Source organism: Scandinavium sp. UTDF21-P1B (assembly GCF_040750395.1).
In the GTDB taxonomy this organism is placed as follows: Bacteria; Pseudomonadota; Gammaproteobacteria; order Enterobacterales; family Enterobacteriaceae; genus Scandinavium.
This window is the reverse complement of record NZ_JBFLVD010000008.1, coordinates 1-22,515: the sequence shown is the minus strand read 5'-3', so window position 1 is coordinate 22,515 and position 22,515 is coordinate 1. Positions and strand designations below refer to the sequence as shown.

Sequence of the window (22,515 nt, the reverse complement as noted above, 5' to 3'; positions counted from 1 at the left end):
AGATACGCGCGGGCTTTCTTGTTGAGGGTCAAGGGTTGGCTAAAAAATGAATCATCCCCGCTTTTTCTAAGGTTGATTTAAGCATTCATTAAGATCTTGCAGGTAAGATGTCGCTTAATAAACTTCACAAGGAGAGAGAAACCATGAATATTAACCTGATGACAAAAAACACGGCGCTGGCGCTGGCCCTGATCGCCCTTCCTGCAACGGCTGCACTGGCGGATTCTGGCCTGACGGGCTGTGCAGCGAAAAAAGCAGAGATTCAGCAGCAGATCGACTATGCCAAAGCGCATGACAACAGCTATCGCGTTGCGGGCCTTGAGAAAGCGCTGGCGGAAACATCCGCCCACTGCACCGATGCCTCCCTGCGCGCAGATCGCGAAGCCGACGTGCGCAAGAAAGAGCAAAAAGTTGCCGAACGCGAGCAGGAGCTGAACGAAGCCAAAGCGACGGGCCGGACAGATAAAATCGAGAAGAAACAGGAAAAGCTTGAGGACGCGAAAGAAGAGCTGGCAGAAGCCAAAGCCGAATTAAACAAGTAAGCCGATTTCCCCTGCGCACGGCTGAGCAATAAGCCGTGCGCCTTCCCTCCCCCTCCTCATAGAAAGTGTTACCTCTCACAACTCTAGTTTCATAAGATTGCGGGCGCTGATGCCAGATGGCAGGCTCTGACATCGTTTCGGAAATTTTACGCAGGTTATATGAAACGCAGATTCCCGTTTCAGGTGAAGCTCTTTCTTGCACTGGTGCTGTTCTCCTGCCTGCTGCTCACGCTGCTGGGCGTGATTCTTTTTCATTTTATCGACCGCCAGCTGCATCACGATTTGGGCCAGCGTGCGCGGGTGCAGGCCAGCGAAATTGCGCTGATGCCGGGGCTGGCGGACAAAGTCGCGCACCGCGATCTGGCCGGGATCGCTCAATTAATTCAGCCGCTGCGGGCTCAGAGCGACGCCAGCTATATTGTTATTGGCGATACCCACGAACAGCATCTCTATCACTCTGAATCGCCGGAGCGCCTGAACCTGCCGATGATTGGCGGCGACAACGCGGAAGTCTTGCAGGGCAAAACCATTATCTCCGTGCGCAAAGGCGGGATTGGCGTGTCGCTTCGCAGCAAGGCGCCGATTTTTAACGCACAGCATCAGGTGATTGGCATTGTTTCGGTGGGCTATCTCACCTCGTACATCGCCAATATCAACGCCCGCCTGCTGTGGCAGGCCGCGCTTTACGGCCTCGCGCTGCTGCTGTTGCTGTTTCTCTTTTCCTGGCTGTTCAGCCGCAACCTGAAAAAGCAGATGTTCCGCCTGGAGCCGAAAGATATCGCCCTGCTGGTGCTGCAACAAAAAGCGCTGCTGGAGGCGATGTATGAGGGGGTGTTTGCCGTCAACGAGGAGCGGCAGCTTATCCTGATCAACCGCGCCGCGAGGGAGCTGCTGAGTATTCAGCAGGATGAAAAAACGCTGCTCGGTAAACCGCTGGCGGACGTTCTGCATGTGCCACCCGGCTTTATTGAGCAAACGGGAAAGGGCAACCGCCACGACCAGATTGCCGTGCTGAATCAGCGCCAGGTGATCGTCAACCGTGTGCCTATCGAGCTGGAGCCGGGGCGGGAAAACGGCTGGGTGTTCAGCTTCCGCGATAAAAACGACATCAATACCCTCAGCAGCCAGCTCAGCCAGGTGACGCGCTATGCGGACAATCTGCGCATGATGCGCCACGAACAGCTGAACTGGACGGCGACCCTGGTCGGGCTGTTGCAGATGCAGCACTACGACGAGGCGATCCGCTATATTCAGGCGCAGTCTGAAGGGGCGCAGCAGGCGCTGGATTTTGTTTCAACCCGCTTTACCTCTCCGGCGCTGTGCGGCCTGCTGCTGGGAAAATACGTCAGCGCACGCGAGAAAGGCATTGAGCTGCGCTTCGACCCGGCCTGTCAGATGACCCGCCAGCCGCCGTTGATCAGCGAGACGGCGCTGATGTCGGTTATCGGCAATCTGGTGGACAACGCCGTGGACGCCACGCTCAAAGCCCCACCGCCCTGCGCGCCCGTTGAGCTCTATATTTCAGATCGCAATCAGGAGCTGCTGATTGAGGTCGCCGATCGGGGCTGCGGCGTGGACGACGCCATGAAAGCGCACCTTTTTGAACAGGGCGTGACCAGCAAGCCCGTCGGTGACAGCCTGGCGAGCGCCGAACACGGCATCGGCCTCTACCTGGTGGCAGGCTACGTTGAGCAGGCTGGCGGCAGTATCGAAATCAGCGACAACGCGCCACAGGGCACGCTTTTCTCAGTGTTTATCCCTTACCACGCTTCGAATACGACAGGGCTAACTCATGACGCATTCCAGACCGCTTGACGTCGTCATTGTTGAAGATGAGCCGCACCTTGCCGGGCTGCATCGTGAATACATTGAGCAGAATTTTCACCTGCGGGTGGTGGGCATTGCCGCCTCGCTGGCGCAGGCCAGCGCGCTTATCAGCGAACACAGGCCACGGCTGGTGCTGCTGGATAACTACCTGCCGGACGGCCAGGGCGTGGAGCTTATCGACAGCCCGCTGCTGAAAAGCTACGAATGTTCGGTGATATTTATCACCGCCGCCAGCGACATGGAGACGTGCAGCCGCGCCATGCGCAGCGGCGCGTTTGATTATCTGATTAAGCCCGTTTTCTTCCAGCGGCTGCAGGCATCGCTGGAGCGCTTTATGCTGCTGGTGAACGCGATACGCCAGATGAAGGTGGTCGATCAGCACGCGCTGGACAGGATGTTTAATCTGCCCGCTGGCGAATCGTCTTCAGCGCCGTCTACCAAAGGAATCGAGCCCAATACGCTGGAAAAAATTAAGCGTTTCTTCAGCGATCATCCGGATACGCACTGGTCCGTGGATGACGTGGTGGACGTTGTGGGAATCAGCAAAACCACCAGCCGCCGCTATCTGGAATACTGCGTGGAGAGCGGTTTTATCAGCATCGAGATGCTGTATGGCAATATCGGGCACCCTCGCAGGCTATACAGGAAATGCCCTGATGCTGCGGAATAAATAGCAAAAATCCTCGCTTCAGAGGATTTATTAATGTTTGCTCCCCTCGCCCTGTGGGAGAGGGGCCGGGGGAGAGGGCATCAGGCCGCATGGTCCAGGCAGTCAGCATTATATATACGGCCACCATTCAGCCATTTCTGCAATCATTACACTCCTCTGCACTTTTCTCTGAAGCGCCCCCGCATTGAATATTTTTTCCAGCAATGACATCGCCTGCACTTATAACCATAAAATATAATAACCTCATACACAATAAATAATATTTATACCAATAAATGAAAATAACGGTATTTATGACGCGCAGTAAAAAGAAAGTGGATCATCGCTACACTGCTAACCATAAAGAATTTAACAGGCATTATTTATGGCCGGACAGGAATCTACTCCCGCTTTCAAATAACCAAAGCATGTTAAATAAACAAGTTAATATAACCCTTAAAACGCCTTCCATACGACTTTTTTGTTTTTAATGAACACATACCATTCTCAGAATTTCCTGTATTGAACACCCTATATGTTTGTGTGAGGTTATTTACTCATCAACCGTAAAAGGATAAAGAAGAATGGCAATTCCGGCTTACTTATGGATGAAGGATGATGGCGGCGCTGATATTAAGGGAGCGGTTGATGTACACGACCGGGAAGGGAGTATTGAAGTTCTTGGCTTTAGCCATGGTCTGCATTTACCTACAGATAATGGAACGGGTAAGATCACCGGGACACGTTTACACGCACCGTTAACTTTTCAAAAAGAATTTGATTCATCCAGCCCCTACATCTACAAAGCGGTAGCAAAAGGACAAACGCTAAAAAGCGTTGAAATTAAATGGTACAAGATTAATTACTCAGGGCAAGAACAAGAGTACTTTAATATGTTACTGGAAAATGTAAAAGTAATCTCTATTTGTCCCATGATGCATGATTGCAAAAACCCGGCAACTGAAAAGCATAATCACCTGGAGGCCGTATCTTTGCGTTATGAGAAAATCACATGGAAACATTGTGACGGTAACATTATCTTCGCGGATAGCTGGAATGAAAGATGATTCGATGCACCTTCCACTTGAATGGTGGCGCACTAAGTAATCTCAGCTGCCCGGGGATAGGCTTTTCCCCTGCCTATTCTGGCACAGGCATATCACGTAATAATGCTAATGCTATTGCTATACCTGATATCGGTCCATTACCGCCAGGTCTTTATTATATTGTCACGCGTGGCACTGGCGGTCTTTTAACCACTGTGATAGATTGGGCTGCATCTGGTATTAGCGGTTCCGATAGGTCAATATGGTTTTCTCTGTATAGACATGATTCGCAGATAGATGATATGACATTTATTGGAGATGTTACGAGAGGGAATTTTCGATTACATCCCGCAGGATATAAGGGGAGTAGTGAAGGATGTATTACTCTCCCTCGCTTATCTGATTTCATGTTACTCCGTGATGCGTTACTTAGCACACCAACAATACAAGTCACAGCCTCGTTAATTGCTTTCGGAACTATACAGGTGTACTGATGAAGCCAATACAATATGTACTATTATGGATTGGAGAAGCATTTATATTTTCTGTAACATTAGTGGTGCTTTTTAAATTTTTTCCAGAAGATAAAGTGTATTGGTTCTTTAGAAAACGTTTGGGCTTTATTGAAGAGTACACATGGAATAACTATTACTTTCTGTCTCTATGTCTGACATCGCTACTAATAGTTTCAATAGTGGTCTATTTAGCAGCGATGATGAAGAAACGATAAATATAAAATCCCCTCATAGAATGTCCTCTGTGCGGGGATTTTTTATGTACCTAAAAACATCCCAACGGCTCTGATTATCCCGGCTTCAGGGCCGGGAAGTTTTGGAATGTGGGGTAAAACCTCTTATGACAGATACCAGGAAAAGACAGCGTCCAGCCGAAGCGGGAGCTGTCCCGGAGCGGTTAAATCGACTGCCCACCCGAAACTTCGATGCGCTGACCGTTAACCCATCGGTTTGCCTCCCCCAACAGGCTGGCAATCATCGGACCGATGTCATCCGGTACTCCCACGCGACCAAGCGCAGTCATACCTGCAAAGGCTTTATTGTAATCGGGAATGTCGCGTACCGCGCCTCCCAGGAAGTCCGTTTCGATTGCGCCAGGCGCAACGGTGTTGACGGTAATACCGCGGCTGCCCAACTCTTTAGCCATATAAACGCTGAGCACTTCAACCGCGCCTTTGGCAGCCGAGTAGGCCGAGAATCCGGGGAACGATACCCGGGTCAAACCCGATGAAAAATTAACGATCCGTCCGCCATCGGCCAGGATCGGCAAAAGCGACTGAGTCAGGAAAAATACCCCCTTAACGTGGACGTCAAAGAGCAGGTCAAACTGCGCTTCTGTGGTGTTTGCGAAGTCGGCCATTTCACCATGCCCGGCGTTATTGATCAGATGGTCGAACGTATCGCGCCCCCAGTTGTCCTGCAATGCAGCGCGTACGGCAGCCACGAACCCGGGAAAAGAGGAGACGTTGCTCACGTCCAGTTGCAGTGCAGTAGCTTTACGGCCAAGGGCCTGGATGTCTGCTACCGCAGCCTCCGCAGCTTCCTTACCATTACGATAGGTGATGATTACATCGCCGCCATGGCGGGCAATGCTCAGGGCAGTATTTCGACCAAGGCCGCGGCTGGCACCGGTCACAAGAGAAAGTGTTGTCATTAAATGTCTCCTGATAAGTGGAGATAAAATACTACTCATCACAACGCATTTCAGGTTGCCTGAAAATACCGAAAACTTGCCTGATAATTTTGAAATGTCTAATCATCCAGAACTGCACTATGATTGGTGCATACTCAAATAACATTTTTTAGCCTAAAAATATGACGGCAATACCCCGATTATCTGAAGAAGGATGCGCCTCAGACACCGATGAGTCGGAAGGTGCGAAGACGACTGCGGCGCTCCTGGCAGTGGCGCGGAACTATGCCCGCGCGCACCTCAATAAGGAAGGTGTGGCAACAACCCCCATTCCGGGGGTATTCATCTTAAGCGAGACCGCGCCTTCCTTGTTGCAGTTTGCTGTCACTAAGCCGCTGATCGCACTTGTGCTGCAAGGACGCAAACGCGTGACGATGGGCAGTCACACGTTTGATTTTGGCATCGGGGAGTCTTTGCTGATTACTATGGATGTGCCGACAGTGAGCCAGGTTATTACCGCCAGCGCCACCACGCCATATTATTCACTGGTTGTGGAGCTTGACGCCGCTGTGATTAGCGAACTGGTTGGTGATATGGAAAAACGGGAGACCGTTACGGATTTGCCCGTCAAGGTTGGCCGGATCGAAGAAGATGTTGCAGAAGCCGCATTGCGCCTGCTGAAATTGCTCGACAGACCGCACGCGCTGAAGATGCTGGGTCGCCAGCTGGTGCGCGAACTGCATTACTGGCTGCTGTCGGGGCAATATGGCAAATCTGTGCGCGCGCTGGGAAATACGGACAGCCATGCCCGCCGGATAGCCCGGGCTGTCGGGATCATCCGGACTCAATATGCCAGGCCGCTGCGAGTCAAAACGCTGGCCGATGCAGCCGGCATGAGCATTTCGGTGTTTCACACGCATTTTCGCAGCGTCACGACGCTCACACCGCTGCAATTTCAAAAACAGCTGCGCCTGGTAGAAGCCCGCAGACGTATGCTTGCGGAAGGTGCTGCAATCAGCACCGCTGCCCATGGCGTAGGCTACGAGAGCGTGACGCAATTCACGCGTGAATATTCGCGTATGTTCGGTCAACCACCGGCTCGCAGCATCCGTGAAGCTCGCAAAAGCGAGTAATAGCGCTTCAGAGAACTCATCGCTGGTGAAGTAAACGGCGCAAGGCCAGGCGTGCTGTCACGAAGCAGATAAGTGACCTGAGCTGAAGGTCTGCTGTGAGCGAGGAGCGGACATTAGCCTTAGATCCTACCTGAACCGTTCTCTGGAAATTCTTGATAAATGAATGATTTGGTTAAGCTGGATGCTTACATTCAAAAGAAGCAATCACGTGAGCGTGGTGCAGCAGCTTTATCGATAATAACCTGAAAAATCCATGTTTAATCTGAATTATTATAGAAATGCTATAATCGCATAAATTACCTAGACAAACTCGTCGAAGCGAGTTTGTCTAGCCTTTAATATGAAATTAAACTTCTTTAAGCCATTTCGGGGAAAAACTCTTCAACTTTATGCTCTACTGCATCTGCAATTGATTTTTCTTTGTCTTTTGCATTCAAAATAGAGAGCGTACTACGATATTCAGGAGCAAGTGCATACTCCGTAAATGACGCATCAAAACCAAGTGATTTAACCTTGTTTTCAATATCTGACAAATTAATTTTAAAGAATTCCTTGCGATTATTTACCATATTTACCCGGTGCGCAGAAAATTCATTGTGCAAGCTAGTTTCAAGTGCTGGAGCATCATCGGAGTAAATCAAGGCGTGGATATCAAATTTAAAAGGCACTGATGCAGATCCCAGTTCATTAACACGATCTTCAGGTTCAAGTCGTCTGGTTAAACCAATTTTATAGACATTCTCTCCAAACGCTCCAATATTAGAAATCACATAGACATGACCGCTTCGAGTTAACTGCGCCTGAGATTTTGCGCGCTCAGACAAAGCCCTTGCCTCTTCTACCTGGAGTTCGAGATCAGCAATTTTGGCTTCAATACGGGATTTTTCTTCAGCATTTGCCTTTTCAAGCTCTTTTCTTGCTCTTTCCATTGCCTTCTGGAAGTCTTTCTCTGCCTTTTGTTCATCGCGAATAGCTTTCTCGTATTCACGCTGTGCTTTCTCTTCCTCTCGTTGCAATTCACGTTCTTCTCTAAGGATTTCTTTCTCATCCTGAATTTTAAGTTCTTTTTCGTGGCAAAGCAGTAATTCTTCCAGCCGCAAATTAAAATAATCATAAGTGATACTTATATTCATTGATTGCCCAAATTTATTGAGTGCATCAAAAGCGCTTTCAATGCGTTTTTTAAGTTGCTCAACATTGCCTGCCTTAATTTTTCCTATCGCAGCATCACACTCGCTATTGAATGCTCTGACGAGCAATTTCACATAGCGCTTGATCATTTTTTTACCTTCCGACTTACTACCATTCACCTCCCAACTAGTATTAAAGTCACAAGCAGCATCTTGTCGAATTAGACTTTTCTGCCTTTCTTTATTGTAACTAATGGCTTCCTGAAAAGCTTTGGAATCATGATAGTCGAAACGCGGTTTATATATACCATAATCAATCATATCAACAGAATCACTAACTTCTGCTAATTTTGCAGAGAGTTCCAACAAGAGTTGGCGCTTTTCATTATACGATTTTTTTAAGTCGGTTAGCTCTTGCTCCTGAGACGCAATGAGCTCTCTCGCTATTTTTTCACGCCTCTGTATATCTGCATCTTTATCTTTAACCTCTTTATCTATCGCTTGGCGTTTTTCATTCACTTCACTATCTATTTCAGTACGCTTGTCTTTCACTTCTTTATCAATAGCATTGCGGCTGGACTTTTCTTCATCATCCATAGCCTTTTTCATTTTTCGTGCTTCTTCTTCAAGATCAACAATCTTGCTATAACGTAAAAGATCGATTGCATGCTTTTTCTTCAATAAAATATGCATCGCAATCATAACCACGAATAAAACAGCAAGAACACCTACCGCTATTGCTAGTCCCAGGACCATTTAAAAATCCTCTTCCCTTGTAAAAATAAGGAAATAGTACCAAATGTTGCCATGATTATCATGGTGATATGTTCATGTATTCTATCCTGAAAACACGAAGTACAACGAGCAGGCAACTTCCGCTTGTGGCACAAAGCGGACTAGCTAACCATTTCGCAGGTCCGCTGCGAACAAACAGCGGAAGCTCTGTTTATCTGTAGCGCTTCAATGCAGCCTTACGATACCAGGGATAAATGGCTCAGCGCCTGATGTATAAAATAAAATCACCTTGACCTGAATATGCCCCCGCCATCATCAGAAATAGCAGGCTATTTCCAAAGATTCATCAAACAGACCTTTCTGTCAGTCACTGAACGCGATCAAACACCAAAAAACATAATTGGATCCTTCATTTATTCAAAATTGGTACTCGATTGCAGGGTTTCCTGGGAAGTAAAACTAGGCCTTGTTGTAAAAATGTTAACAACAACCGCGGCATAACTGATGAGGCACGGTTCGGCGTAGCTACCTGATATCCCTCTCATTCTCGGTACTGATTTCCCACAAAGGAACCTGTCATTTTGAGTAATGTAGACGAATTAAACACCTGGCAAGAACAGACTGCGCCAAACCGGGAGTTAAAAGGCGGCCTTAAATCCCGCCACCTGACCATGATGTCGATTGCCGGTGTTATTGGTGGCGCCCTGTTTGTCGGTTCCGGTAAAACTATCGCTCTCGCCGGACCGGCCGCTATTCTCGCCTACCTGGGAGGCGGGATCCTGGTGGTACTGGTGATGAGGATGCTCGGTGAAATGGCCGTTGCCCAGCCTGATACTGGCTCTTTTGCTACCTACGCGGATCGAGCGATTGGTCGCTGGGCCGGTTTTACTATCGGTTGGCTCTACTGGTATTTCTGGGCACTGCTGATGGGCTGGGAGGCATATGTTGCTGGCACTATCCTGCACAACTGGTTCCCGATGGTGCCGGGATGGGGTTTTGCCCTGATCGTTACACTTTCACTCATCGTAGTGAATTTTATGAATGTGCGTAGCTACGGTGAGTTCGAGTTCTGGTTCGCGTTGATTAAAGTGGTGGCGATCGTCCTCTTTATTTCGTTAGGGTGTCTTGCGATTGTTCACCTGTGGCCGTGGGGTAATACCTCTGGATGGTCGCACCTCACCTCAACTGGCGGGTTTATCCCTAATGGCGGCAAGTCGGTGGTGGTTGCCCTGCTGGGGGTGATGTTCGCCTTCCTCGGTGCAGAAATCGTCACCGTTGCAGCTGCTGAGTCAGCTAACCCCGACAAGGAAATCATCAAAACCACCAAGTCCGTCATCTGGCGTGTCTGCCTGTTCTATATCGGATCTATCTTTATCGTGGTTGCCCTGGTGCCGTGGAATGATCCACGTCTGGGCGATTCCACCTGGGGCTCTTACCGTGTTGCCCTCGACGCATTAGGGATCCCCTACACAGGTCTGGTTGTTAATTTCATCGTTCTCACTTCTGTCTGTAGTTGCTTCAACTCGGCGTTGTACACCACTTCACGGATGCTCCACTCCATGGCCCGCCGGGGTGATGCCCACCGGGTCATGCAAATTACCGGCAGGACCACTGGCACGCCGTGGGTTGGGGTGCTGGTCTCCAGCTTTTTTGCTCTGCTGGCCGTCGTTCTTTCTGCCCTGCAGTGGATGGATATCTATGACGTGCTGATGCAGGCCACCGGGACTATCGCTCTGCTGGTGTACCTGGTTATCGCCTTTTCCCAATTACGCATGCGACGCAAGCTTGAAGCAGAGGGTAAGCACATCCGGCTCCGGGTCTGGCTGTTTCCATGGCTGACCTACGCAGTGATCGTTTTGATCATCGCCGCGTTCATCGTCATGATCTGGGAAGGAACCTATTTTAACGAGGTGGTGTACACCCTGCTGCTTGCGACGGTTATCGTGGTAATGGGTATGATTGCGCAGAAATTTAATATCGGTGCGCAAAGCCGGCAGGGCTAATAGCGCGGATAAATAACTCATGGCGTACGGCCCGTCGGCCAGCTTCAGAGAGGGTTGTTTTGTCGATGTTTAATGGTCCACATCAAATGTGCTGTGGGAACAGAGGCTGAAAAGCTGAACATTTTCATCGGCAAACATCTCCCTCTCTGGCTGCTGAAGGCCGATACACTCAGGTAATAGATATATATTTGTGTCTGTTAACATTTGCCGGTTATGCGATGTTTACTTTAGATTTATGTTTGAGCCACGATGCAGCTATCGTAAGCAGGAGTGTTAAGACAGCAAGGTCCGCTATGAGCGGGGTGCGGAAGTAGTCACTTTTGTGGTCTGCTTCCACAAAAGTGACTACAGAAACAGCTGCAATTCAATGTTCGTGGAACTAAAACGTGTGTGCTTACTTTCTAACTTCCTGCTCTTTCAACTCTGTGTGCATCACACGACCGCGTGAGCCTAAAACATCCGACTCGTTGATGATAAAATTGGCATATAGATCAGTCAATTAATTTATGTACATTATGAACAATTGACGTAGTTCATAATCCTGTGTAGAGTGATCACACACCCCACAGAGTTACAGGATTAAAATTATGGAACTTATCGATTGTCCTTCCCAGGCTGTACGTAACATTGTCTACTGGTACGATGAAATTAAAAAGTATCCAGAACATGAAATGACAGAGCGTTTAAGTTTTGTACGGTGTTGGTATGCATGCTATGTTAATATGAAGTGGTATTTTGCTCCGAGCAAATATATTGGCTACAAAGACATTGATTTTGACTCATATCTTGTGGCTGATGACTTGGATGGTAAGAAAACCGAGCGCGTTCTCCAGCGGTTCCGCCAGACACCAAATAAAGCGCAATTATCTGAAATTTACGAAGTTATGGGCGAAGTTTTTTCCCATGCAAATCGTATGCTTCACATAAACGCCAAGATTTTTATATTGCCAACCGGAGATGATGATGGCATCAATCTTACGGCAACTGAAAGACAGATTGTTACTGCTATAGTTAATATGGTTGAATCTTTACCATCAGAAGTTCAGAACGAAGTTCTTCGACAATTATCCTGTTAAATTGTGAGTTATTTATCCGTCATCATAATTTATGAATCACAACGGATAATCTAAATAAGTGATCCTAATACCGCTACACTTTTGTCAGTTCATGTTTTCCACCAGATAACCGATTGACGGTATCCATAAAGTGACGGACTTTTTTCAACAATTGCCACATTGAGCGGCACTGGCACGAAGCAGCCGAACTAACTGAGCTGAAGGCCCGCAGTGAGCGAGGAGTGGACTTTAGAACTCATTAAATATGATCACGATGCTAACCGACTGAGATAAATGTTATTTATATTTTCTTTAATCACCAAAAATTATTTTATTGCTCAAGCCAATTATTTAGTGAGAATTAAATATTTTGGCACCATGAAATAATCTAGAACAAGGCGGTATTGAGTTTTTATATTTGTAATTCCCCTGCAAACTTAGCAGGGGAGTATCTTATAAATTGGTTTGTGATAGCTGTATCAAGCTATGGTTAGCCATTTTTTCTTTCATACTCAAAACAATATAACCATTCGGAAACATTTTTTATAGCCTCCGGGTGTGAGTGTGTTGAGTGTATTAGCATCCCATCGTTTTGTGGAGCAAACTTAAGAATTTTATGATCTCCAACTGGAGTTTCAGATGAAAAAATAAAAACATCGGGGCAAAATATCAACCGCAAATCCCCATAAGCTATGGCCTTAGCTACAGCCAACCAAAATGAAAAAATTGCAACTGGTATTGCGGCAATAAGTAAAACATGAGGGATATCTTTCGATGGTTTCAAACTTTGCCAAGTGTGTGAAATAAAGGTTAGTAAAAGGCTTACTAAAAATACTAAAATCCATGATTTTTCTTCAGGATAGAAGAACCATATTAACATGCTCATGGAAATATAAAATAGATAGCTTAAAACTGCTGACCAATGCGTTAGCTTTTTATGACTTACTTGAGCTTTTTTTAACTGAGAAAGAATTGCAAAACATCCTTCATGAAGTGAACTTACAAATCTCAAGCCTGAGTCTGCCTCATCACCAATTGCGTGATAAATCTCAACTTTCCTAATGTCAACTGCTTCACGGCACTCGTTATTCTCAACTTCCTGCAAAAATTCTCTTTTATATTTTTTGGAAATCATTATTTCTGCAAATAATGAAACGAAAAAAATTGCTGCTGCATAATTAATATTATATTGATCGAAAGGAACTAAAAATACTGCAAGTAACAATTGAATAGCCAAAGCTCCGCTGATATCAATAAGATTGATTAAAGTACCTGACGTTCTTTTTATTCTACATCGAAAGATGAACGGTGGTGACAAAAGGCATACGCCTTGTATTTTTTTTGCAATATCATCTCGTAAATAAGACATTTCTCTTACAATAGCGGCCCCATGGCTATGGGCAATAATATAGTTATATTTTGCAGGGGAGTTTTCAATATGCTTTCCTAATTGATATGCCGCTTGTTTACGAGATGATGCAGAGTTTTTGCCATCCCATATAAATCGAGATATACCCACATTGGGATTTCTTGATCTAATTGATTTACACATTTCCGACTCTGGTTGAGTCCAAGACGCATTCGGCTCGAATGTTCCATGAACAAGGTGAACAATCACATCTTCTGATTCAGTATTAGCACTTTCATTCACAGTTATTCTTTGAGTCGGGGGTAATATAAAACGCCATGCCGTTAAAATCCCTTTTTGCCAGACAGCATAATAGACGAGAGCAACGATTAATATTATTGCGACTGGAATAGTTACAAGGCCTATGGAAATAGTTTTAATTATATATTGAAGAACTCCTTTGTTATGCGTAAAGAAATAATATGCTATGGAGGAAACAAAGAGCACTAGCATAGCTAACATTATCCCGGACAAACCAAACAATACGATATATTTAATAACCCCGTAACTTCCCATTGAAATTCCTTATATTTTGATAATCGATTATGTAACCAATCGGTTTTGTTGTATCAATTTGAGTTTCAAGAAGAACATTGCTCGCTAGCAGTTATAAGTGAATTACTGCTAAGTGATCGTAATTTCAGCTCATAGATGAGCTGGACTAACATAGATTCTGACCCACTATCTTATTTTACATAATTGTATGGATGTCTGCTATTGGCACAGAGCGACACTCGCAAAGCCCCACAAGGTCCGCAATGAGCGAAAAGCGGAAGTAGATTGCTACTCAAAATACTTGTTATAGATATCCCTATAAAAATAGCGTTATAAAGATAAATCATAGAAGAAAGCCACTATAATTAAATGCCAGGCCTTTTTTTACTCTTCGGATTGTTTTTTTGTGAGAGCAAATTAATTACTGTCGGCTTTGCCCAAGACTCAAATTCATTAAAAGAAGAAAACTCTAAGCCATCAATATATTTTGATGATGATGTTGCGATTAATGATATGGTCCCATCGTATGTTTCTTCTGAAGATCTTTCTGAACTGAATAGCCATTTCAAATAAATAAGGAATTGTTCAAGGCCCAGTCCCACTGCTGATTTAGAGATTTTAGTTGCAAGCTGTTCCCCCTGCAACACCGTTGGTTTCTCAGGCTCATCTAATAAATTCGATTCTACAAGAATACTCTTTCTACAAACGCTATCTTGATAAATAGTATACCTTGTTTCTAATCTTTTGTTCTCACTCATGCCCCACATAATGAAATGACAACTTCTATGAGAGTTAGTCATTCTTTCATTTTCTAAAAGTTTGTGACACAGGTCATAAACTCTATCTTTATCTTCCTCGCTCTTAATTCCTTTTTCGTAAGATTTAAACTCAATTAATAGAAAGTTATCTAAAACACTGAATATTGCATCCGCATTGGCTTTGTTATCCTGCCCAGCCAATTCAAAAGTTACATCGGTCAATTCATTTTCTTCGCATGCACGTTTGAATTGATTTGCGAAACGAGTTGTAACAGATGATTCTCTTCCGAGACCTGACATATTTATATTCCTTAATTATGTTGGGGTATTATGGCTGTTATGATAGAGGTATGTAACATTAAAATCTATATGTCATACTTTTACATAATGGTTTTGTAACGACTTTATATGCAAACGCTCATGCATTCAGTCTGCTTCTGCACAATGCGGACGCACAACCCATCTTCCCCCAAAGTCAGACCAGAAAACTCATCTCTGACCCGCCGATCTAAAATCCCCCCTCTCCCTAAGACCGGAGAAAGGACATCAGGCTTACGCCCCGATCGCCCGGCGGCGCTGCGCTTGCACGGGCCTACAAATAGCTCCCCCGCAGGTCGGTTAACCCTCAGCGCCACCCGGCATTTCTCCCGGACTCTTCACCACGGTTCGCGGTTTTTATGGTGTTAATTCCCCAAACGACGCCGAAAATCACACTTCGGGCACATCCCTTTCTCCGCCCTCTTGTCTGCCCTTCACCTTTGGCTATGTTGACCATTAGTTCATCAAATGTAATTAAAAGGTTAACTATAATGTCGAACACTTTCCGTATCTCTCTGATTACTGCTGCTGTACTTCTCTCTACCTCTGCCATCGCGGCGCTGCCGCAGGGCTATCCGGCGGACTATCAAAAGGTCGTCGATGCCGCCACCAAAGAAGGCAAAGTGGTTATCTATTCCACCACCGACACCAAAGCGGCGGGCCCGCTAATTCAGGGGTTCGAAGCCATTTACCACGGCATCAAAGTCGAATACAACGACATGAACAGCACCGAGCTGTATAACCGCTTTATCAGCGAACAGGCTGCGGGCGGCGGCAGTGGCGACGTGGTCTGGAGTTCGTCGATGGATACAGCCCTTAAGCTTGCGACGGACTACGCGCAGGCCTATAAGTCGCCGGAACAAGGCCAGCTGCCGAAGTGGGCGGTCTGGAACGACAAAGCCTACGGCACCACCTACGAGCCAGTGGTGTTCATCTACAACAAACGCCTGATCCCGGCGAACGAAGTGCCGGACTCCCACGCCGCGCTGGCGAAGCTGATTGCCGGCCAGGCCGACAAGTTCAAAAGCAAAGTCACCACCTACGATATCGAGAAATCCGGCCTCGGCTTTATGCTCTCGGTGCAGGATTACAAAGCCGATCCGAACTACTTTAAAACCCTCGCCGACGTCGCCAAAGGCGGCTTAGCGGTGCAGTCCTCCACCGGCACGATGATGGAACGTGTCTCGTCCGGCGAAAACCTGATTGGCTTCAATATCCTTGGGTCCTACGCCGAGGCGCGCGCGAAGAACGATCCGTCACTCGGCATCGCTTATCCGAAGGATTACACCCTCGTGCTCTCCCGCGTGTCGTTCATCAGCTCGCAGGCCCAGAATGCCAACGCCGCGAAGCTGTGGCTGGACTACGTGCTGTCTGAAAAAGGGCAAAGCATTCTGGCGAACCAGGCGGATATTCCGTCTATCCGTAACGATATCGAAGGGAAAAATGACATCGACGGCATGACCAAAATGCTCGGCAACGCGCTGAAGCCTATTCCGGTGGATGAAACCCTGCTGGAGTACCTGCAGCCGAAAAAACGCCTCGACTACATCAAACAGTGGCGCGAAGCCGCAGCGAAATAACCTTTACGGCAACCTCGTCTGATTGCCCGGTGGCGGCTTAGGCCTTACCGGGCCTACAAATCGTAGGCCTGATAAGCCTGACGCATCCGGCAAAAAATGCCCAGTGGCGGCTCACGCCTTACCGGGCCTACAAACCGTAGGCCGGATAAGCGCAGCGCATCCGGCAAACAGACCTGTTGAGATTCTGCCTCCCCGCCAGACCAGGGATTTTCTATGAATGCATTAACAAGAAAGTGGCAAAGTTTGCCGCGCGGCGTCGTGGTGCTGCTCACCACGCTCGCCATCTACGTTCCGCTGTCGTTTATCGTGATTCAGAGCTTCCTGTCGGCACCGTTCTTTGCCCCTTCTAAAGAGTGGAGCCTCGAGTCGTTCGGGTTTATTTTCACCGATCCGGATTTTTATAAGGCGCTGAAAAGCGGCTTTATTCTCGCCTTTGGCCTAGTCGCCATCGCCATTCCGCTCGGCGGGATCCTGGCGTTCCTGATGGTGCGCACGGATTTACCGGGTCGTCGGCTGATTGAGCCGCTGATCCTCGTGCCGATTTTCGTCTCACCGATGGTGCTCGGCTTTGGTTACGTGGTCGCCGCAGGGCCGGTGGGCTTTCTGTCGCTGTGGGCGCAGTCGCTGATTGGCTTCGTGCCGTGGAACATCTACGACATGTCTAGCATCGTGGTGATTGCCGGGCTGACGCACGTACCGCACGCCTACCTTTATATTTCGTCGGCGCTGCGCAGCGTGGGCTCGGACGTGGAAGAAGCCGCTCGTATCTCCGGAGCATCACCTTTGCAGGTAATGACCGCCGTCAGTCTGCCGATGGTGCGCCCTTCCATTCTCTACGCCATCGTGCTGCTGTTTTTCCTCGGGCTGGAGGTGTTCGGCCTGATGCTGGTGCTCGGCGATCCGGAAGGCAACATGGTGCTGGCGACCTATCTCTATCAGCTCACCAACAAGCTCGGCACGCCCTCCTATCATCTGATGGCCGCCGTCGCCGTGGTGCTGATTTGCATCACCATTCCGCTGGTGATGCTGCAACGCCGCCTGATGAGCACCGCCAACCGTTTTGTGACCATGAAAGGCAAAGCCTCTCAGGCGCGCGCGCTGCCGCTTGGCAAGTGGCGCTGGGTGGCGGGTGCCGTGGTCGCGTTCTGGCTGACGGTTACCATCGGCGTGCCGCTGCTCGGCGTGGTGCTGCGCGCCTTTATCTCCAACTGGGGCGTGGGCGTGTCCGTCTGGGATCAACTCTCGCTCAGTACCTTCCACACCATCTGGGCGCAGCCCAATCTGTTGAGGGCCATCGTCAACTCCATGGCGATTGGTGTGTTTGGCGGCGCGCTGGCCGTGGCCTGCTATCTGTTTGTCGGCATCGCCATGCATCGTAAACCGGACAACACCACCCGCTTCCTCGACTACAGCGTGCTGGTGCCGCGCGCCGTGCCGGGGCTGCTGGCGGGGCTGGCTTTCCTGTGGGTGTTCCTGTTCCTGCCGATGTGGCTCGATAACGCCCTGAAATCAGGCTGGCTTTCGGGCATGCCGTGGTCGCAGTGGCTGCGCGATAACCTGATCGTCTGGCTGCGAGGGCTTCGCAGCACCATCTTCAGCGTGTGGCTGGCCTACACGGTGGTGTGGATGGCGTATGGCCTAAGGCTGATCTCCTCCACGCTGCTCCAGGTGGGGCCGGAGCTGGAAGAAGCAGCACGCAGCACAGGGGCGACACGCGGGCAAATCACACGCCACGTCACCATTCCGCTTTCACGCTATGGCCTGATTGGCTCGTGGCTGCTGATGTTCCTGATTTTCGAACGTGAATACTCGACCGGCGTCTACCTGCTTTCGCCCGGCACCGAGACGATTGGCTCGATGCTGGTCTCCCTGTGGGCGGCGGGCGCCATTGATATCGTCGCAGCGCTGTCATTTATCAATATCCTGCTGGTGGTCGTCGGTCTGGGGATTGCCCTTCGTTTTGGAGTGAAATTACATGATTGAATTAGCGGTTGAAAATCTGCATCTGACCTACGGCGACAACCCGGTGCTGAAGGGCGTCTCTATTAACCTGAAGCGCGGCGAAGTGGTCTCCCTTTTGGGTCCTTCGGGCAGCGGCAAAACCACGCTGCTGCGCGCGGTCGCCGGGCTGGAAAAGCCAACCCAAGGGTCGATCGTCATCGGGAAAAACAAAGTGTACGACGGCACGCCGCGCAGCGAGATTCCCGCCGAAGAGCGCAATCTCGGGCTGGTGTTTCAGTCCTACGCGCTGTGGCCACACAAAACCGTTTTTGAGAATGTGGCCTACCCGCTGAAGCTGCGTAAAGTGCCCGCGAAAGAGATCACCCAGCGCGTGCAGGCGGTGCTGGATCAGCTCGGGCTCGGGCATCTCGGCAAGCGTCATCCGCATATGCTTTCCGGCGGGCAGCAGCAGCGCGTGGCGATTGGCCGTGCGCTGGTTTATAACCCGCCAGTGATCCTGCTGGATGAACCGCTCTCCAACCTCGACGCCAAGCTGCGCGAAGAGGCCCGCGTGTTCCTGCGGGAGCTCATTATCAAGCTTGGGCTTTCCGCGCTAATGGTGACGCACGATCAGAACGAAGCGATGTCCATTTCCGATCGCATCCTGCTGCTCAACAACGGCAAAATTGAACAGCAGGGCACGCCGCAGGAGATGTACGGCTCACCGAAGACGCTGTTTACGGCAGAATTTATGGGCAGCAACAACCGCCTGCACGGCAAAGTCACCGAAGTGCGCGACGGCAAAGCACGCATTGAAGGCAGCGGCTGGACACTGTGGGGCCAGGCAGGAGAAGGCGTGCAGGCTGGACAGGAAGGTACGGCGGTGATTCGCGTGGAGCGCGTGGCGCTAGTCGATGGGCCGGGAGAAAATCAGCTCGAACTGCCGCTGCTCACCAGCATGTACCTGGGCGATCGCTGGGAATACCTGTTCCGCACCTCCGGCGATGACTTCGTGATCCGCGCCTACGGCAACGAAGTTCGCGACCCGCAGCATTGCCATCTGTCACTGCCTGAAAAGGATGTGTGGGTATTTGCGAAGAATTGACGAGTAAAATGAAGCTAAGCCTGAACAGGGGCTTAGCTTCTTGTACCAACAGTAAAAACGCTTTCAGATCGGATTTAATCCTGCTCAGCCCGCCGCCATCGTATTAAAAAAGACCAAATTCTCTTTTTCTCTCGCTTCGCTTTAGGCTATTGTGTCGCCCGCCCTGTTGATGCTGAATCCTGTCCGACTTTTTGCTTATTAATTTACAATGAAGAAATTACTGCTCGCCGTTTTGTTTTTTTTACCCTTCAAGACTACGCTCGCCTCCCAGCAAGGGGGAATTCAGGTCACGTTAACCATCGTCGCCCCGCCTCTGCCGCCTCGTATCAGCGAAGTCCGGATCTCAGAAGACCGCATGCTGATTGTGCACGAGTGGTAACGCCCTCTTTTCAGGGCTGAATTTCAGGCATAAAAAAAGACGTCGGTTGACGTCTGATTTTGTCGAAGTGGCACGCCCTACAGGATTCGAACCTGTGACCTACGGCTTAGAAGTTCCTAGAGCTATCTAAGAAAACAAACACATACCGCATGATTCCTGCGCTCACACGTCCCATCTTGCGAAAACATGCAAAGCCTTGCAAACCGATGCAAAGCTTTGTGTGTCCCATTTCTGTCTCACATAACCGGACGGTCATCAAACTCACCCGTTCTCGCATCGTTAATGATGTAGGTGATCACCCCGAACACCGGTTTATCAGAATCGGTTGTCTCATCCTTCTGGCGTAACAACTCCCTGTGACCGTTTTCAAGATTCTCAAGATATGGCTGTGGATGTGTTCGATAGCGCTTGATACGAAACTCACCTTCGCACGAGCACACCAGAAGTGAACCATCACAAGGATTCAGTGAGGCATCGACAACCAGTAACGCACCCTGAAGGATACCTTCTCGATAGTGTGTCGCTCCTGCCTTCATAAAGTATGTAGCTGACGGCCTGGCTATGATGCGCTGGTCAAGTGATATACGTTCTTCTACGTAGTCTGCTGCTGGCGACGGGAATCCCATGATGCACCTCCGATAGTTACTGTATATACATACAGCATTATCAATCGGCAACGTCGATCAACTTCCATTTTGCATGACGCTAGTAACGCATTGAGCTATTGAGGTAATTAGTTCTAGGTGGTATCTGGCAGGCTGCCATGTTTGTGGCTGGTCTCACCAAACTATGTGCAAATTGTGGAGAAAGTAAGAAGTCGATGTTACTCTTAATCAATTCATTTTAAGATTAATCCAATTAACTGCATGCAATCTATACAAAAAAAACCTAAACGGCTCGATAACGTAACGATTCTGCGTTTCGTTGCAGCTTTGTATGTTTTCCTGTATCACGCAAATGCGCGCATACATCTTGATTTTCAGTGGCCGGTTAACTGGATCATCGCCAATGGCGCTGTGGGAATGAGTCTGTTCTTTGTGCTGTCTGGCTTTATCCTGACATACACTTACGGAACTTCAGTTGGTGATGGTTACTTTATGAAGCGGTTGAACAGGATATTCCCTGCTTACCTGTTCTGTGGTTTTATCACGCTCCCGTTTTTATTCATGCAGTCTGGATATGACCTGCAGGGGATCATAAAGTCATTAACATCAATATTCCTATACGCAACGGCAACTCAGTCATGGGTTACACCTAGCTTCTTCACGTGGAACTTTGGTGGCACCTGGTCAATATCTACTGAAATGTTTTTCTATGCGTGTTTCCCTATGATATTGAAAAATATCAACAGAGGTAACATTCATTATGTTGCGGCTGTGTCTATGGCTTTCTGTGGGTTGCTTATCCCCGCCTCTCTTGTATTCAACCCTGAGATTCAGATGCCAATTTACTATGCAACTCCAATTTACCGTTTGCCTGAATTCATAATTGGTGTTACTGCTGCAAAATATATGCAGTATGGGCTAAAAGTGAAATGGCCGGTTGTAATATCAGCAATCTTCGTTGCTTTCCTTGCTTCATCTTATCCTATGAAAGGGTACATGCAGCATAACATCGTGATCGTGCCCGCGATAGCCATCATCCTTGTTGGTATTTCACAGATGGGTACAAGCAAGATGCTTAAGCCTTTTGTGTGGATGGGAGAGATTAGTTACTCTTTTTATCTTATGCAGTGTGCTGGCTTCATGTTCTTCGACTATCTAAGGCCTTCAATAATTTATGATAATGGTCTTGTTGGATGGCTTATCCTGTATGTATCGTTCACTATAGCGGCTCAGTTCTCATACTCTATGTTTGAGAAGAGAAACATTGTCAAGATTATGTTCAGAGCAGTGGTCAGAAAAGAAAACAGGGCGGTATAACCGCCCTTTTTTTATGGTGTGATGTATGAGTAATCTAGTTTCATCCGCTGTGTTTCTGCATAACTAAATGAATTGGATCGTGTACACAGACCATACTCACCTCTATTCATGCGATGGCCTGTAACGAATATTGTAGTTGAGCTTGGTGTAGTTGCACCTATTTCAACAACAACAAATGATGATGCTGTTTCTACTCCTGCAACAGCCACTGTGTATGTCAATTCTTTCCATGCTCCACCGCCTGCCAATGTTTTAGACAACAACGTAGTTCGCGATGCGTTATCATTTGCTACATAGATATTTACAGAGAATGTAAGTCCTGCAGTGGCGTTGAATAATGCCTGTATAGTTATCACCTCTCCATTTATCAGGTCTGCCCTAGGGTGTTCATATGTAATGGATGTTGTCGCTCCACTTCCACTAACAATAGAGGCAATGTACCGGCTCATTCTCAAAGCCTGCTGAGGTGAACCTGAACCGCTTCTGGTAAATGTTGTCGCAGATGTTGATCTGGCAAACCATCCTGGAGCAACAGCAGTGGATGAGTTAGCGGGAATAGCAGTGGATGGATTTTCAGCAAACACCAAATCTCCGTTTAAAGCTGGTATGTTACAACCATACTTATCTATTACTGCTACATGATTCGATGTTAACGGAAGCAAAGGAGTGTCTTTTGCGGTAGCGCGTCCAGCGATTACCTTCTGGAATGGGAGATCATTAACAGAAACTAATGGCTGTATGAAACCAGTGCTTGGAACGTTCGTTATGAATATCCTATCCACTTCAATACCATTCATTACAATTGTGGAGTTACCTGGCACTGAATCGCCACAGGTTTAACA

At 48.2% G+C, this 22,515-nt stretch carries 19 protein-coding genes and 1 pseudogene; 13 read left to right on the top strand and 7 right to left on the bottom strand.

Annotated elements, in window-relative coordinates:
* The first annotated feature begins 143 nt into the window (after nt 1-143).
* The 5 genes from AB1287_RS04060 to AB1287_RS04040 all read left to right on the top strand — a co-directional run bounded on the left by AB1287_RS04060 (nt 144) and on the right by AB1287_RS04040 (nt 4,558).
* Complete coding sequence (locus tag AB1287_RS04060) at nt 144-542, top strand: DUF1090 domain-containing protein (protein WP_435617023.1); 399 nt, start codon at nt 144-146, stop codon at nt 540-542.
* A gap of 159 nt (nt 543-701) precedes the next feature.
* Nucleotides 702-2,357 (top strand): ATP-binding protein, encoded by a 1,656-nt coding sequence (locus tag AB1287_RS04055; RefSeq protein ID WP_435617022.1) that lies wholly within the window; start codon nt 702-704, stop codon nt 2,355-2,357.
* Nucleotides 2,335-3,039: a response regulator gene (locus tag AB1287_RS04050; protein WP_435617021.1), complete on the top strand. Its 705-nt coding sequence runs from the start codon at nt 2,335-2,337 to the stop codon at nt 3,037-3,039. Before AB1287_RS04055 ends, AB1287_RS04050 begins: the two co-directional genes overlap by 23 nt.
* Nucleotides 3,040-3,602: 563 nt before the next feature.
* Nucleotides 3,603-4,085 carry an Hcp family type VI secretion system effector gene (locus tag AB1287_RS04045; RefSeq protein ID WP_435617020.1) on the top strand — a complete coding sequence of 161 codons (483 nt, stop codon included), beginning with the start codon at nt 3,603-3,605 and terminating at the stop codon, nt 4,083-4,085.
* The gene (locus tag AB1287_RS04040) at nt 4,082-4,558 is read left to right on the top strand and encodes a DUF2778 domain-containing protein (protein WP_435617019.1); all 477 of its coding nucleotides are present in this window, start codon (nt 4,082-4,084) and stop codon (nt 4,556-4,558) included. Before AB1287_RS04045 ends, AB1287_RS04040 begins: the two co-directional genes overlap by 4 nt.
* Before the next feature lie 418 nt (nt 4,559-4,976).
* Here AB1287_RS04040 and AB1287_RS04035 read toward each other — a convergent pair whose 3' ends face one another.
* Complete coding sequence (locus AB1287_RS04035; RefSeq protein ID WP_435617018.1) at nt 4,977-5,732, bottom strand: SDR family NAD(P)-dependent oxidoreductase; 756 nt, start codon at nt 5,730-5,732, stop codon at nt 4,977-4,979.
* Between the two features lie 251 nt (nt 5,733-5,983).
* Here AB1287_RS04035 and AB1287_RS04030 point away from each other — a divergent pair, with 251 nt between their 5' ends.
* Nucleotides 5,984-6,844, top strand: a complete 861-nt coding sequence (locus tag AB1287_RS04030; RefSeq protein WP_435617171.1) for an AraC family transcriptional regulator N-terminal domain-containing protein — start codon at nt 5,984-5,986, stop codon at nt 6,842-6,844.
* Between the two features lie 356 nt (nt 6,845-7,200).
* Here AB1287_RS04030 and AB1287_RS04025 read toward each other — a convergent pair whose 3' ends face one another.
* Nucleotides 7,201-8,730, bottom strand: coding sequence for a DUF4041 domain-containing protein (locus AB1287_RS04025; protein WP_435617017.1), 1,530 nt, complete (start codon nt 8,728-8,730; stop codon nt 7,201-7,203).
* Between the two features lie 650 nt (nt 8,731-9,380).
* Here AB1287_RS04025 and AB1287_RS04020 point away from each other — a divergent pair.
* Nucleotides 9,381-10,712: an amino acid permease gene (locus tag AB1287_RS04020; protein ID WP_436799818.1), complete on the top strand. Its 1,332-nt coding sequence runs from the start codon at nt 9,381-9,383 to the stop codon at nt 10,710-10,712.
* A gap of 587 nt (nt 10,713-11,299) precedes the next feature.
* On the top strand, nt 11,300-11,788 hold the full coding sequence (locus tag AB1287_RS04015; protein WP_435617015.1) for a hypothetical protein: 489 nt from the start codon (nt 11,300-11,302) through the stop codon (nt 11,786-11,788).
* A 73-nt stretch (nt 11,789-11,861) separates the two neighbouring features.
* Here AB1287_RS04015 and AB1287_RS04010 read toward each other — a convergent pair.
* The 3 genes and pseudogenes from AB1287_RS04010 to AB1287_RS04000 form a co-directional block, all read right to left on the bottom strand.
* Nucleotides 11,862-11,960, bottom strand: a pseudogene (locus AB1287_RS04010) (hypothetical protein); the annotation flags it as partial.
* A 297-nt stretch (nt 11,961-12,257) separates the two neighbouring features.
* Nucleotides 12,258-13,691 (bottom strand): hypothetical protein, encoded by a 1,434-nt coding sequence (locus AB1287_RS04005; protein ID WP_435617014.1) that lies wholly within the window; start codon nt 13,689-13,691, stop codon nt 12,258-12,260.
* 344 nt (nt 13,692-14,035) lie between these two features.
* Nucleotides 14,036-14,728, bottom strand: a complete 693-nt coding sequence (locus AB1287_RS04000; RefSeq protein WP_435617013.1) for a hypothetical protein — start codon at nt 14,726-14,728, stop codon at nt 14,036-14,038.
* A 509-nt stretch (nt 14,729-15,237) separates the two neighbouring features.
* Here AB1287_RS04000 and AB1287_RS03995 point away from each other — a divergent pair.
* From AB1287_RS03995 to AB1287_RS03980, 4 genes are all read left to right on the top strand, one after another.
* On the top strand, nt 15,238-16,326 hold the full coding sequence (locus tag AB1287_RS03995) for an ABC transporter substrate-binding protein (protein WP_435617012.1): 1,089 nt from the start codon (nt 15,238-15,240) through the stop codon (nt 16,324-16,326).
* A 213-nt stretch (nt 16,327-16,539) separates the two neighbouring features.
* Nucleotides 16,540-18,309: an ABC transporter permease gene (locus AB1287_RS03990; RefSeq protein ID WP_312624621.1), complete on the top strand. Its 1,770-nt coding sequence runs from the start codon at nt 16,540-16,542 to the stop codon at nt 18,307-18,309.
* Complete coding sequence (locus AB1287_RS03985; protein ID WP_435617011.1) at nt 18,302-19,372, top strand: ABC transporter ATP-binding protein; 1,071 nt, start codon at nt 18,302-18,304, stop codon at nt 19,370-19,372. The genes AB1287_RS03990 and AB1287_RS03985 overlap by 8 nt, the downstream gene beginning before the upstream one ends.
* 208 nt (nt 19,373-19,580) lie before the next feature.
* On the top strand, nt 19,581-19,751 hold the full coding sequence (locus AB1287_RS03980) for a hypothetical protein (RefSeq protein ID WP_312624624.1): 171 nt from the start codon (nt 19,581-19,583) through the stop codon (nt 19,749-19,751).
* A gap of 236 nt (nt 19,752-19,987) precedes the next feature.
* On the opposite strand, the gene AB1287_RS03975 is transcribed toward AB1287_RS03980, so the two are convergent.
* Complete coding sequence (locus tag AB1287_RS03975) at nt 19,988-20,377, bottom strand: HumD family translesion DNA polymerase (protein WP_435617010.1); 390 nt, start codon at nt 20,375-20,377, stop codon at nt 19,988-19,990.
* A 240-nt stretch (nt 20,378-20,617) separates the two neighbouring features.
* On the opposite strand from AB1287_RS03975, the gene AB1287_RS03970 reads away from it, so the two are divergent.
* Entirely contained in the window at nt 20,618-21,673 is a 1,056-nt protein-coding gene (locus AB1287_RS03970; RefSeq protein ID WP_435617009.1) for an acyltransferase family protein, read from the top strand.
* Between the two features lie 11 nt (nt 21,674-21,684).
* Here AB1287_RS03970 and AB1287_RS03965 read toward each other — a convergent pair whose 3' ends face one another.
* Nucleotides 21,685-22,470, bottom strand: coding sequence for a hypothetical protein (locus tag AB1287_RS03965; RefSeq protein WP_435617008.1), 786 nt, complete (start codon nt 22,468-22,470; stop codon nt 21,685-21,687).
* Between the last annotated feature and the right edge of the window lie 45 nt (nt 22,471-22,515).

Coding starts and splice junctions, on each gene's coding strand:
- AB1287_RS04060 (WP_435617023.1), top strand. CDS start 144: ATGAATATTAACCTGATGACAAAAAACACGGCGCTGGCGCTGGCCCTG.
- AB1287_RS04055 (WP_435617022.1), top strand. CDS start 702: ATGAAACGCAGATTCCCGTTTCAGGTGAAGCTCTTTCTTGCACTGGTG.
- AB1287_RS04050 (WP_435617021.1), top strand. CDS start 2,335: ATGACGCATTCCAGACCGCTTGACGTCGTCATTGTTGAAGATGAGCCG.
- AB1287_RS04045 (WP_435617020.1), top strand. CDS start 3,603: ATGGCAATTCCGGCTTACTTATGGATGAAGGATGATGGCGGCGCTGAT.
- AB1287_RS04040 (WP_435617019.1), top strand. CDS start 4,082: ATGATTCGATGCACCTTCCACTTGAATGGTGGCGCACTAAGTAATCTC.
- AB1287_RS04035 (WP_435617018.1), bottom strand. CDS start 5,732: ATGACAACACTTTCTCTTGTGACCGGTGCCAGCCGCGGCCTTGGTCGA.
- AB1287_RS04025 (WP_435617017.1), bottom strand. CDS start 8,730: ATGGTCCTGGGACTAGCAATAGCGGTAGGTGTTCTTGCTGTTTTATTC.
- AB1287_RS04020 (WP_436799818.1), top strand. CDS start 9,381: ATGATGTCGATTGCCGGTGTTATTGGTGGCGCCCTGTTTGTCGGTTCC.
- AB1287_RS04015 (WP_435617015.1), top strand. CDS start 11,300: ATGGAACTTATCGATTGTCCTTCCCAGGCTGTACGTAACATTGTCTAC.
- AB1287_RS04005 (WP_435617014.1), bottom strand. CDS start 13,691: ATGGGAAGTTACGGGGTTATTAAATATATCGTATTGTTTGGTTTGTCC.
- AB1287_RS04000 (WP_435617013.1), bottom strand. CDS start 14,728: ATGTCAGGTCTCGGAAGAGAATCATCTGTTACAACTCGTTTCGCAAAT.
- AB1287_RS03995 (WP_435617012.1), top strand. CDS start 15,238: ATGTCGAACACTTTCCGTATCTCTCTGATTACTGCTGCTGTACTTCTC.
- AB1287_RS03990 (WP_312624621.1), top strand. CDS start 16,540: ATGAATGCATTAACAAGAAAGTGGCAAAGTTTGCCGCGCGGCGTCGTG.
- AB1287_RS03985 (WP_435617011.1), top strand. CDS start 18,302: ATGATTGAATTAGCGGTTGAAAATCTGCATCTGACCTACGGCGACAAC.
- AB1287_RS03980 (WP_312624624.1), top strand. CDS start 19,581: ATGAAGAAATTACTGCTCGCCGTTTTGTTTTTTTTACCCTTCAAGACT.
- AB1287_RS03975 (WP_435617010.1), bottom strand. CDS start 20,377: ATGGGATTCCCGTCGCCAGCAGCAGACTACGTAGAAGAACGTATATCA.
- AB1287_RS03970 (WP_435617009.1), top strand. CDS start 20,618: ATGCAATCTATACAAAAAAAACCTAAACGGCTCGATAACGTAACGATT.
- AB1287_RS03965 (WP_435617008.1), bottom strand. CDS start 22,470: ATGAATGGTATTGAAGTGGATAGGATATTCATAACGAACGTTCCAAGC.